Origin of the sequence: Desmonostoc muscorum LEGE 12446 (assembly GCF_015207005.2) — a bacterium.
Lineage (GTDB): Bacteria > Cyanobacteriota > Cyanobacteriia > Cyanobacteriales > Nostocaceae > Nostoc > Nostoc muscorum.
Genome location: NZ_JADEXS020000001.1, coordinates 2,659,674 through 2,673,420, shown reverse-complemented (window position 1 = coordinate 2,673,420; position 13,747 = coordinate 2,659,674). Strand labels below are relative to the sequence as shown.

General features: G+C 38.5%; 6 protein-coding genes. 4 read left to right on the top strand and 2 right to left on the bottom strand.

Annotated elements, in window-relative coordinates; all coding sequences use genetic code 11:
• The first annotated feature begins 205 nt into the window (after positions 1 to 205).
• A complete protein-coding gene (locus IQ276_RS11495; RefSeq protein WP_193914687.1) occupies positions 206 to 3,232 on the top strand; it encodes a two-partner secretion domain-containing protein in 3,027 nt (1,008 codons plus the stop codon).
• A 95-nt stretch (positions 3,233 to 3,327) separates the two neighbouring features.
• Here the strand turns inward: IQ276_RS11495 and IQ276_RS11490 are convergent, their stop codons facing one another.
• Positions 3,328 to 5,673 carry a M10 family metallopeptidase gene (locus tag IQ276_RS11490; RefSeq protein ID WP_193914685.1) on the bottom strand — a complete coding sequence of 782 codons (2,346 nt, stop codon included), beginning with the start codon at positions 5,671 to 5,673 and terminating at the stop codon, positions 3,328 to 3,330.
• Between the two features lie 518 nt (positions 5,674 to 6,191).
• Between IQ276_RS11490 and IQ276_RS11485 the strand changes: the two genes are divergently transcribed.
• A complete protein-coding gene (locus IQ276_RS11485; RefSeq protein WP_193914683.1) occupies positions 6,192 to 9,683 on the top strand; it encodes a two-partner secretion domain-containing protein in 3,492 nt (1,163 codons plus the stop codon).
• A gap of 282 nt (positions 9,684 to 9,965) precedes the next feature.
• On the top strand, positions 9,966 to 10,409 hold the full coding sequence (locus tag IQ276_RS11480) for an aspartyl protease family protein (protein ID WP_190880192.1): 444 nt from the start codon (positions 9,966 to 9,968) through the stop codon (positions 10,407 to 10,409).
• Between the two features lie 147 nt (positions 10,410 to 10,556).
• Here the strand turns inward: IQ276_RS11480 and IQ276_RS11475 are convergent, their stop codons facing one another.
• Positions 10,557 to 12,209: a ShlB/FhaC/HecB family hemolysin secretion/activation protein gene (locus IQ276_RS11475; protein WP_235115592.1), complete on the bottom strand. Its 1,653-nt coding sequence runs from the start codon at positions 12,207 to 12,209 to the stop codon at positions 10,557 to 10,559.
• 647 nt (positions 12,210 to 12,856) lie between these two features.
• On the opposite strand from IQ276_RS11475, the gene IQ276_RS11470 reads away from it, so the two are divergent.
• On the top strand, positions 12,857 to 13,711 hold the full coding sequence (locus tag IQ276_RS11470) for an IS5 family transposase (protein WP_235115308.1): 855 nt from the start codon (positions 12,857 to 12,859) through the stop codon (positions 13,709 to 13,711).
• The last annotated feature ends 36 nt before the right edge of the window (positions 13,712 to 13,747 follow it).

Below are 13,747 nucleotides of genomic sequence, written 5' to 3'. Positions count from 1 at the left end.
GATAACTTGTATATTTGTCAACTAATGGCAAGAATATTTACCTAAGTTATCAGGCATAGCAAAATTCAGGTATATTGACTATGTAGTTTTCTGCAATCATTCCAATATCATTATGTATTCCTCACTTAATTGATTTGGCTGAAAGTGATACAAAATGGTTAGAGGGTAACGAATTGAAAAATCAAGGATGCGGTTAACTTGAATTATGACTAATCAATATTATTCAAAATTGTGCTTGCCTTTTGGGCTAATCCTGAGCTTTGCTTTAACAACAAATATCACCGCCTTAGCTCAAGTAACAGCTGACGAAACGTTGGGAACACAAGTTATAAATAATGGCTCTCGTTCTTTGATTGAAGGTGGAACAACTGTTGATAACATAAATCTGTTCCACAGTTTTAGCAGTTTTAGTATTCCTAATGGAGGGGGAGGAATTTTTCTCAACGATTCTAACATTACTAATATATTTGCACGCGTAACTGGTGGAACAGCATCTAATATTCAAGGAGTGATTCGCGCTCAAGGTGCTGCTAATTTATTTTTGATAAATCCTAATGGAATTATATTTGGAGAAAACGCGCGATTAAATATTGGCGGTTCCTTTGTAGCTACCACAGCTAATGCAATTCAATTTGCTGGCGGGGCAGAATTCTCTTTAACTTCACCAGTTGCGTCAGACAATACTTTACTTAGTATTAATCCTACAGCATTTTTGTTTAATCAAATTGCTAATCAAGGTACAAACTCAATTGAAAATCGCAGTTTTTTACAGGTTAGTAATAATAAAAGTTTAATACTACTTGGTGGTCGTGTGTCACCCACACCTGAATCTACAGGGCAAATTCTCATGGATGGAGGGCTGACTGTAGCACAAGATGGTAGAGTCGAGATTGGTGGATTAACTGCCCCTGGAACAGTAGGACTAAATATTGATGGCGATAATTTCAGCCTGAGTTTTCCTGATGATATAGCAAAAACAGATATCTCATTTGAAAATGAATCTATTGTTGCTGCTTTTGATGCCATTGGTGGTGATATTGCAGTGAATGCTAATAATCTGAAATTACTAACTTCTAGTAATATTTTTACAGGTATAACCAACCAAGGTTCATCTCAAATTCCAGGAGGAGATATTTCAATTAATGCTGATGGGATTATTAGTTTAGAAAACGGAAGTATTATTGGTAATGTAGGAGTAGAAAGAGGCGAGACAGGAAATATCAACATTACTGCCAAATCATTAGAAATTATAAGTAGCGGAATTTTTACATCTGCTATCAACGGTAATACAGGTATGATTGATATCAAAGTCGAGGAGACAATGGCTTTGTCTGGTGAGAATAGCATAATCAACAATGAAGGTATTGGTGGTATGAATATTCAGGCACAAAATATTTTACTGAAAGATACTAGCTCTTTAGCAAGCAGAATCGGAGATGTGAATATTCAAGCTGATGAATCAATTATTTTGAGCGATCGAGCTAGGATTAATACAGATAATTTAGAATTAGAAAAGGTAGGTAATTTATCAATCTCTACTAATCGTTTGAGTTTGATGGATGACTCTAATATATCAGCAGCTAATTTATTTGGTGGTAATGCTGGAGATATTAATATTAAAGTTAGAGAATTGAATGCACAAAACAATTCTTATATTTATGCTTTTAGTGCTGATTCACCTACAATAGGTAATGGAGGTAATATTACTATTGATGCAGAACAAGTGTTCTGGAATAGTAGTCAAGAAATAAATACTGCAAGCGATAGTGGTGACGCAGGTAATATAACTTTTAATATTAACTTTTTACAATTAACAGACGGAGCTATCAATGCTGCAACTTTTGGGAAAGGTAATGGAGGCAATATTATTGTTAACAGCAGAGATGGTGTAGTTATTGATAATGCTGATATCTCTAGTGAGATCAGAGAAGGTGGGGCGGGGAATGCTGGCAATATTACAATTCAGACTCCAAGACTAATTTTAACTAATGGTAGTCAAATTATTGCAGGTATTAGTGGCTCAACAGATAATCTCCCTGGAGGACAAGGTAAGGGTGGAAATATTCTCATCAATGCTGCGGATGCTGTAATTATTTCAGGAAGTGATGCAAATGGACTCCCTAGCTTATTATCTACTCAAAGCCCTAGAGGAAGTATAGGTCAAGCAGGAGACATTACAGTTAATACAAATTATTTTCGCTTAGAAAACGGCGGCAGCATAACAGCAGATACTGCAAATTTTAGTAGTGGAGGTAATATCACCATTAATTCTCGTGTATTTGAAGCATTTACTGAAGGGCAAGTTCTTACAACAACTAACAGTGCTGGCAATGCTGGTAATATCACTATCAATGCTACAGATGAAATCACTATCTTTGGCTTAGTTAGTGGGATATTTACAACTACTACAACAAACTCTACTGGTAACGGCGGAACGATATCTCTAAAGACAAATAACTTTAATCTAGCTAATAGTGCTAGAGTTTTTGCACGCAGTGAGGGAGAAGGTATTGCAGGCGATATTAATATTATTGCTAAAGATAACTACAGTGCGAATAATAGTTTAGTCAGCGCCACTGCTGCAAAATCAAGCGGTGGCGATATCAATATTACTGCAAGAAATCTTAGCCTACGCAACAATAGTGATATTCGCACTGACTTATCTATAGGGCAAGCGACTGGAGGTAATATCGCCCTCAATGCTAACACTATTACTGCTTTAGAAGATAGCGATATTCTCGCTTTTGCACCCGAAGGTCAAGGTGGTAATATTACTTTTAACACTCGTGTTTTATTAACTTCACCGCTATATCGTCCAACCGAAACAGTAACCGACGCAAATAGTTTTGAGTCACTATATAATAATAATCGCACCGATATCAACGCTACTGGTGCAATTTCTGGTAATATTATCGGTGTGCCTGATATCACTTTTATTCAAAATAGTATCACACAATTACAATCTAATGCCATTGATACTAATGCGCTAATTGCTAATAGTTGCATTGCCCGCAATCCAAAGCAAGAAGGTACTTTTTTAATCATAGGTACTGGTGGTTTACCTACTCGTCCTGGGGATGCTTCAGCTTCAACTTATCCTACAGGTGATGTGCAACGTGTGACTAATGATGGTAAAACACGTCAGTGGAAAAAAGGCGACTCGATTGTTGAACCCCAAGGCGTGTATCGACTAGCAAACGGACAATTGGTGATGAGTCGAGAGTGTAGTTAAGGGTTTTTAATTGAATTGAATATACATGTTTGAAAATTAAATCATTGTAGGCTAGCACAACTGTGCTAGCCTACTGCAAATTGCTGTAAAAATTCCTAAGCAGCAACGAAAATATCTGCGTTAGTTAGGGATAATCCGGTGTTGAGTGTAGCAATTTGGATTTTACCGATCGCCCCTATCCCATCTTGGTCAAAGAACACAAAACCGTTACCTTTATCGTAAAGAAATCTTTGACTAGTTGTATTTGCTGCGGAACCGATGAAAAATTGATTAGCAGCGATCGCCGCACCAGCAACTAAGCCTCCAGCAAAACCAGCCGCAGAGACAAAAATCGTATCATCAACTACGCTAAAATCAGTAATCCGGTCGATGCCTTCAGTGCGGGAGTTGAATGTAAAGCGATCGCTCCCACTACCACCAGTTAGTGTATCAGTGCCAGCACTACCAACCAAAATGTCATTACCACTACCACCATTCAGGGTGTCATTACCACTACCACCAATTAGTGTATCGTTCCCAGCAGCGCCAGTTAGGGTATCATTCCCTGTACCCCCGTCTAGAAAATCGTTGCCAACGTCAACTGTTTGAATTGTAAATTGCAGCGACCAACTATTGAGCGTACCAGTAATTGCACTATCATCATCCGTGACTTCTAGCTTCCATGTCCCATTTGGGTTTTGATTGTCAAAAGCAGATAGCACTTTTTCTGGTTTGAAACTTCCGGTAAAAGGAGCAGTCCCAACTGTAATTGATGTTGCTGCTTCATCATCCAATTTCGTGTTAGTAAAACTACTGTTACTACCCCCCACGTCAGTAAACAATTCAACACGAGTGCCTGTTGGATTAATCAGGAATACATCTAAGTCAGAAGCCCAGTTGTGCTTAATATTTAAAGTGACGTTGACATCAATAATTGACGTAGTAAAACCACTAACGGCTAAATTAGATATAATTGTAGACAAGTCAGGGATACTAACAGGAGTGTTATTGCTAAAGGTTTTGGTTTGGTTGGTAACCCCATCACCAACTAGACTATCATTGCCAGCACCACCATATAGCGTGTCATTCCCACTACCGCCATTGAGTTGATTGTTAGCACCGTTACCTGTAATTGTGTTGTTGAGACTGTTACCAGTGCCGTTGATTGCAGATGTGCCTGTGAGAACGAGGTTTTCTAAATAAGCTGGGCTTAAGTTAAAGGTGTAGGCAGACTCAACTGTGTCTGTACCTTCATTAAGGTATTCCGTGATACTTATGTAACTTTGACTATTGAGTATATAGCGATCGTTGCCAGTGCCGCCATACAGAGTATTATTGCCAGTACCGCCATTGAGGGTATCATTACCAGCGCCGCCATAGAGCGTGTCATTCCCCGCGCCACCTACAAGACTGTCATTTCCAGCTTTTCCATCGATGACATCGTTTCCGCCTTCCCCAGAGAGATAATTTTTGTATTCATTCCCTGTTAAAGTGTCATTAAAGTTGCTTCCTATGGCATTTTCGATAACAGATATACCGCCTTGGGAATTAGCGATGGTAAATCCTCCTTTAATACCAACAACTTGACTAATAAAGCCACCAGCATCAGGATCGTTATTGGCCAGAGTCGCATTGTTCAAGTCAATAATTACCGAATTACTTGCCCCTTGACCAGATATTGTATCTGTTCCGCCTGCATCCCAAATACAAGTCCAATACGTTCCCACACCATTAGAAGATGGAAGCAAATAAACATTATTACCTGTGTTGTATGTCTTATTGATACCGTAAATATGTTGGATGGCTGCAATATCAAATGCCATTGGCCCCGCAGCATAACCCCAATTTGTACTATAGCCAGGGGAATAGGGACTTTGAATATCAACGTAAGACATTATTGTTGTCACAAATTGATTGAGACCAAAATCGCCAAAATCTTCAGAGTCTTCAACGCCAGGAAAAATAGAAGAAGTTCCTCCATTATCGTGGGGATGAGCTAATCCCAAAGCATGACCAATTTCGTGGATAAAAGTGTTGTAATAGTAGCTACCAACCACGAGTTCTGCATCAGGATCGTCTTCATAAAATTCCCAGTTAATTAGAACATCTCCTTGCCCAAAAAGGTCAGAGGATTCTCCTGGTGGCAGCGCTCGACCTAGTATACTATCACTGCCAAGAGTAGAAGAATCAACACTATGAAAAGTTAATTCAGCTTGAGAATCATTATAACCAGAATACTCTAGCTGGAAGTTAGCTACATTTGACCAGGCTTTTATTGCATTAGTATAAGCATTTATTTCAGCATTATAGAAAGTGTCATCCCAAGACTGATTATCAACAAAAGAGTAAGTAAGTTTTCTATTATCATTTTCAATTTTCCAACGGCTACCCCATAGTAAACTGTCTACATAAATTGAACCAGTTTTAGGAACACCGCTAGTAGAACCAACAAAATTAGACATCTGTTTCTCCTCTTTGGAATCAAAATGAGATGGTTATTTTAGTTTTGGAGTAAGGGACTTCCAAGGAAAAAAATATTCCATCTCTGTAAAATACCACAGCGGTGCTACCCGAAAAATGTACAAACAATTTGGGATAATTTATTTTCTGGAAGTCCATAAATATATTAATCAGCTTTGATTTTTTAATTTACTAATGTAGGCAGGAAGTGTGTAGAGACGCGATTAATAGCGTCTGCGATCGATAAAATACAGAGTAAGGAAAGCAGGAAAATTATTCGCTCAGCTTTCATGCAGTCTTATTTGCACTATTGTGAATGTAAGATTGCAGAAAACTGCATTGGAATTTAGTCGGTTGTGTGCAAAGAATTAGCGATGAGGGTTGGATTACTCAAAAATAGCGATCGCTCCAATATCAATACTAGTGAGCCGTGCAATTTCTGGTAATATTATTACGGCGTCTGATATAGCCCTACTTAATCATTCGTGAGCAACAATATCCCTGAATTATTGAAAAAACTGTGATTAATCAAAATTGCTGGAATTGGTGTTTACGTTTCGGGCTATTACTGAGCGCTGCCTTGACAACAGATGTCAGTGCTTTTGCTCAAGTAACAGCTGACCAAACATTGGGAACACAAGTTACAGATATTGGCTTAAGTTCTTATATTTCAGGTGGGACAACAGTTGGTAATACAAATCTATTCCACAGTTTCAGCAGTTTTAGTATTCCCAATGGTGGTGGGGGAATTTTTCTCAACGATTCCAGTATTACCAATATATTTGCACGAGTAACTGGTGGAACACCCTCTGATATTCAAGGATTGATTCGTACCCAAGGCATTGCTAATTTATTTTTGATGAATCCCAATGGCATTATATTTGGTCAAAATGCCCGATTAAATGTTGGTGGTTCTTTTGTAGCTACTACAGCTAATGCAATTCAATTTCCTGGCGGTATTGAATTCTCTTTAAATTCACCAGTTACAGCAAATAATACTTTATTAAGTATCAATCCTACAGCATTTTTGTTTAATCAAATTGCTAACCAAGGTGTAAACTCAATTGAAAATCGTGCCATTTTGGCAGTTCCTAATAATAAAAGTTTAATACTGCTTGGTGGTCGTGTTACGCCTACACCTGAATCTACAGGACAAATTGTGATAGATGGAGGAATACTTGGGGCATCAGATGGCAGAGTAGAAATCGGTGGATTAACCGCACCTGGAACAGTAGGACTCAATGTTGATGGCAACAAATTAAGCTTGACTTTTCCTGATGGTGTAGCCAGAGCAGATATCTTACTTGAAAATACCTCTGCTGCTTTTACTAGCGGCGCAACTGGTGGCGATGTTGTAGTTAATGCTAATAATCTCGAATTAAACTCCAGTTATTTTTTTACTGGTATAAATAGAAATCAAGGAACTCCTGAAACTAAAGCAGGTGATATTACTGTGAATGCTACCGGAGTTGTAACCCTCAATGAAGATAGTGCTTTTGGAAATAGTGCTTTAGGTATTGGAGATAGTGGAAATATCAATATTGCTGCTCAATCGCTAAAAATTAATGCTAGTTCTATTCAAGCAACTGCCGCACAGGGTAATTCAGGTATTGTTAATATTCAAGTAGAGGATACAGTTTCTCTATCTGGGACAAATGCTAAAAATATACCTAGTGGGATTTTAAGTACTGTTCGACCAAGCGATTCTTCTGTATCTGGAGAGCAAATTATTCTAGGGACGCCAACTCGTGGAAAAAGCGGTGGTATTAATATACAAGCGCGAAATCTTGCAATTGAGGATGGTAGTTTCATCAGTGCTTCTAACTACTTTGCAGAAGATTCTGGAAGTATTAAAATCCAAGCGACAGATGCAATTAATTTGAACAACTCCGCCGGAATTTTGACAAATAGTTTTGGAGCAAATGCAGGTAATTTATCAATTACTACTAATCATTTGAGGGTGGAAAATAGTTCTCAGATTTCAACTAGTAATCTGGGTGGTGGTAACGGTGGTAATCTCAATATTACTGCTCATGATATTAGTTTAGATAATTCTCTCATTTTTGCATCTGCAAATTCTTATCCAGGAATTATCTCTAACGTGGGTAATGCTGGCGATATCAACATTGTAACAGAACGAATTTATTTAACGAACAATGGAAATATCTCTTCTAGTTCTGGAGAACCAGAACTAGGAGAAACAATTGGACGTGGGGGAAATATCAATGTTACAGCTACTGATTTTATAGAAATTGATCCCAAAGATTCAATAAAAGGTTCAACATATTTTATTACTGGTTTTACCGCTAGAACTTTTAGTAATAGTCGTGGAGGTGATATAACACTAAAAACCAGAAATATTCTTGTAAGAAATGGCGGTGCTATCACCACAGATGCTGTTGGTGATTTAGGAGGTAATGCTGGTAATATTAATATCGATGCATCAGAATCTATTCAGTTGATTAGTTCTAACGGTAATTTTCGCAGTTACCTTAGTACAGGAGTTGAAGCTGCCAAAGATAATATAGTTCCCATAGGCAATGGCGGTGATATAACAATTAATACTAAACGTTTGCAGTTAACAAACGGAGCTATAACCGCTGGAACTTTCGGTAAGGGGAATGCTGGTGATATTTTTATTCTGAGCAATGATGGGGTTATTGTTGACAACGGTACAATCAATAGTCGTGTAGGATCTGGCGGAGTCGGTAATGCTGGAGATATTAAAATTCAGACACAAAGGCTGACTTTAACTAACGGTGGTGGAATTGATACTCAAATTGCTGAACCAGCAGGAAATTTACCCGGTGGACAAGGTAAGGGTGGAAGTATCCGCATTGATGCTGCTGATGCGATAACTATCTCAGGAACTGATGAAAGTGGAAATGGAAGTGCAATATCGACTGAAACCCAAGGGGGGGCGCTTGGTCAGGGAGGAGATATTATAGTCAACACAGATTATTTCCATCTAACAGACAATGGTCTTGTGTCAGCAGCAACTTTGAATTCAAGTAACGGAGGTAATATAACTGTCAATGCTCGTATATTTGAAGCATCAAATGGTGGATTTCTGACTACAGGAACTTTCGACAGTGGGAAATCTGGTGATATTACTATCAAAGCCGCAGACAGTATCACTATTTCTGCTAACTCAGATAATGTCACTGGCATATTTGCAGGTACTAATTCTCCTGGAAACGGTGGAACAATATCCTTATCTACAACTAACTTTAATTTATTCACAAGTGATTTAAACTTGCCTAATAACTTCGCCGTAGTTTCTACACGCAGTCAGGGACAAGGTATTGCAGGCGATATTAATATTACTGCCAAAGAAAATTACAGGGCAAGTAATAGTTTAGTAAACGCACGCTCTGAACAAGCAGGCGGTGGTAACATCAACATCACTGCGAGAAACATTCGCTTGCTTAATAACAGTGACATCCGCACTGACTTATCTACAGGTGAAGGCCGTGGAGGTAATATCACCCTCAATGCTAATACTATCATTGCCTTAGAAGATAGTGACATTTTGGCATTTGCACCAGAGGGTCAAGGTGGCAATATTACTTTTAATACTCGTGGTTTATTAAGTTCACCATTATACAGCCAGACACAAGCAGCAACTGATGCAAATAGTCTTCGGTCATTAATTAGTAATGGCCGTGTTGATATCAACGCCAGTGGTGCAATTTCTGGTAATATCATCGGTGTACCCGATATCAGCTTTATCCAAAACAGCCTCACAGAATTACAAGAGAATTCTATTGATACTAATGCGCTAATTGCTAATAGTTGCATTGCCCGCAATCCCAAGCAAGAAGGCACTTTTTTAATTACAGGTACTGGTGGTTTACCTATCCGTCCTGGGGATGCTTCAGCTTCAACTTATCCTACAGGTGATGTGCAAAATGTTAGCCGCCAGTGGAAGAAAGGTGATTTAATTATTGAACCCGAAGGAGTCTATCGACTAGCAAATGGCGATTTGGTGATGAGTCGAGAATGTCGTTGAATTTATTAAAACTTGAGAGTTTTCGATACCCGACTTCTTAAATAAGTCGGCTATCTTGTTTTTCATGAAATTAAATAAAATGTAAATATATATTCAATCATCAACCTCATACCAATTCTGTATGAAGATGCACCAAACTATATGAGGAACGAACCGCAAAGGGCGCATTCGCGTAGCGTCTCGTAGAGAAGGACACAAAGAAAGAAAGAAAGAAAGAAGAAGCCAAGAAAATTTGGCGCAGCCTCACAAAGAAACGGTATCACTAATTTATAAGAAAATAATATGACACTGAGCAAAACTGAGAAAATGGGCAAAGTAACTACGACAATCACCATTACTAACCAAATTGACCAGACTCTTGCAGAAAGAGGATTTATTCCAGCAGAGCAAATACGCTCAATTACTTTACATGATGTTTTAGTTGACACAGGTGCAACTAGGCTGTGCTTACCTAAAAATATTATTCTTGACTTAGGATTGCCTCTTCAAGGAGAGGTAGACGTTAAAATTGCTACAGGATTACAAAAAGCTCGGATTTTTAAAATGTTAAATCTTTCAGTTGAGGGAAGAGAAGGGACATTTAATTGTATTGAATTACCAGAAGGTTCAGATCCTTTATTAGGTTTAATACCTTTAGAAGATTTAGGATTAGAACCCGATTTAGTTAATCAAAAATTGCGAGTTTTGCCAGTGGAAGGAAAAGATACTTATTTAATGGTTTTGTAATTACAGCCAGACGCAATACATCGCCATCTCTACAATAATAAATCTTTTGTAGAGACGGCGATTTATCGCGTCTCTTGTCTGGAGAAGACGCGATAAATCGCGTCTCTACATGAGGATTTTGGGTTTGTACTCTTAAAATATCACGCCTTAAAACGGCTGATACCGCAGCGAAAAACTAAAACCATTATCTTGCAGAGTATTACCTTCCCTATTAACATCTATTAGGGGAATACCATAATCTAAACGTAAATTAAAATCTCGAATTGGTTGCCAAATTAAACCTAATCCTAAACTTGCAAATGTTTCTGAATTGGAACTATTACCACCATTATTCCATGCTGTACCAACATCAAAAAAAGGTGCAATTTGCAATGCATTGGAAGATGTTATGGGAATACGAGCTTCAACTGAACCTGTAATTCCATTGTCTGCGACAAATTCATTTTGACGGTAGCCACGTACTGTATCAACTCCACCAATACTAAATTTTTCTAATGATAATAAAGAATCCCCTGTGAATTGGGCGTTGAGTCTTGTTAATAATATTGTTCGTGGTGATAACCGCTGCACCCACTGAAATTGTCCTAGCCAAGAAAAGAAGCGTCCGTCAGTACCTAAGTCGTTAACTGTCGCATCAAATGCACCAATACCAAGACTAAATTGAGAACGTACAGCTAAAACTCTTGTAGCGCTGCGTTCTACCCAATCTTGTGAAAAACGAATGACTGTAACTTTTGTTAGACCATTTTCGGGGCCTTCAGAAAATGAAAAGGGAATGTCATTGAATAGAAATGTTTGGCTGCGACGTAAATCTAAGCCTAAACCAATAGCAAATTCAGATTGCGGTTTGCGGTACAAAGGTTGACGATAATTAAAAGAATAGGTTTGGGCTTCACTTTTAATATCTAAGTCGCGGAATTGATCTTCAATAATGCGGCTGTCGCTGTTATTGACGCGAAAAGCAAGAGTACCGTTGTTGGCATTTATCGGAATTGTATAGCTGATATTATATATATTCAGCCCTTCAGTAATTCCATATTCAGCACTTAAACTGTCGCCAAAACCCAATAAGTTATCATGGCTCAGAAATACTCCTGCTTGGGTAGAACCAATACTGGGAGTTTGATTGTTGGCTGCAAATACTCCGCCATGAAATGCAGGTGCTTCGGTAATTATGACTTGTAAAATATTGCTACCGGGAGTGCTACCAGCGGTTAACTGTGCGTTTACCCGTTCAATTAAAGGGTCGAGTTGTAATAGTTGCAGTGCTTCTTCTAAACGTTTTTGATTTAAGGGTGCCGAGGAGGCTTTTTGCAGACGCGATCGCACGTATACTGGTTCTAATCTCCTTAATCCACCTAGTTCAATTTTTTCTAGTTGACCTTCTACTACTTGAATTTCTACCACACCATCAGTCAGGTTTTGATTGTTGGGCAAAAATGCGCCACTGGTGACATAGCCCTTTTTGATGTAGAGTTCGGTGATATCTGAACGTAATTGAATCAAGTCTCCAAAAGTGACTTGACGATTTTCAAATCGCTTAATTAACTCTCCAATTTCATCTTTTAAAACTGTAGTTCCAAAAACTTCGACTTTTTTAACTAAAAAACTTTCACTACTGGGAAAATTCGTATCTGATGGTGTTGGTGTATCAGGAGAAGTCAGAATCGGAGGAGAAGCAGAAGGCGCAGTCGGAGGAGGAGTTGCTGGAGGGTTTGGTTTGGGAATCGTTTCGTCTAAAGTTTCCGGTATTGTTGGGGGGATATTAACTCCAGGTGGAGGAGTGGATTGAGCAGACACAACGCTAGGGGAAATAATTAAACTCAAGACTAGGTATATACTGTAGCGCTTAAGTCTTGGCTTTTTTCGTTTGTTGTTTCGCTGTAAATCAATATTGTCTACAGACTTAAAGGTAGCAACTAACACACAAATATTATTTGTACATAACTTGATTTTAGAGTATCATACTGAGTTTTTCCTGGCAAGTAATTGAGGATTATTTTGTTGTCAAGTGCATGGCGATCGCAAATATTGCCTTCGTGTTGATTAGTATACGATTTGATAAATTAAAAACTAGAGTTTCAATGTAGTATTTACAACATACAAATATATATTTACTGGTTATTATTCATTAGTAATTTAGTTATTTTAAATTAAAAATAACAAATAAAATACAGAATTAGAAGCTATTTATAAAGTTATGGCGGTTCTCGTTTACGTGAGGTACACCCGTAAGGGCACGGCAGTGCCATGCCCCTACACCTTGCCATATAATGTTGTACCGCATATTTCAATATGATTTGTCACCAAAAATATGACACGATCGCCTAACGCACCGTTTTATGTGGGGGTGCGTTAGACTACTTAAGATTTACTTTATAGAACCCATTTGACATCTTGTGAGGTTTTGAATTAAGGTACTCCTCAGCATCTAAAATCCAATACTAATGGCGTATTCCAGCAACCTCACTGATGCAGAATGGGAAATTTTTGAACCCTTATTGCAAGAGATATTACCGACTAAGAAGCAGACTCGACCGACCAACTGGCCAAAGCGAGATATCTTCAATGGAATTCTCTATCAACTAAAAAATGGATGCAATTGGCAAGACTTACCTAAAGACCTCCCCCCTTATTCCACTGTATATTGGCACTACAAACAGTGGCGAGCAGCCGGGGTATTTGAGGAACTGATGAGTGTCTTACATGGACAAGTGCGTGAACAGGTAAAAAAAAAACCGCACTGGACGACATTGATCATCATTGACTCCCAAGCAGTGAAAAATACCTGCAACGCCAGTGTGGAGTCGAAAGGTTTTTGCTTCTACAAAGCCACCAACGGTATTAAAAGGCATTTGGCTATTGACACCCTTGGGTTTCCCTTTTTTACGCTCTGTACTCGCGCCAATGTCTCGGATGATGCCGGATTAATTGAGATGTTTACTCTCAACATCGACTACTTCAAGTCAAAACCTATCGATATTCCCAAGATTACTATCCTGCTAGATCATGGGTATCACCCAGAATATTTGACTCAGGAGTTAGAGCGAATTTACCCAGAGATCATGACCAAAATTCAGTTTCAACTTTCTACGAAACCCTCAAAACAAGAGAAAGCGGCACAAGGAAAATCTGGATTTGTTCCGGCAATAGCTAGATGGGTGATCGAACGCTCCAATGCTTGGATGGAGCGCTGTAAAATTCTGGTTAAGAACTTTGAACGAACCCTGGTTAGTGCCACTGCCAAACTCAATATCTGCTTCATCAGGCTAATGATTAAGAGGCTTGCAGCACCTTCTTAGATGTCAAATGGGTTCTATAAATAGTCTCTTAAAAAG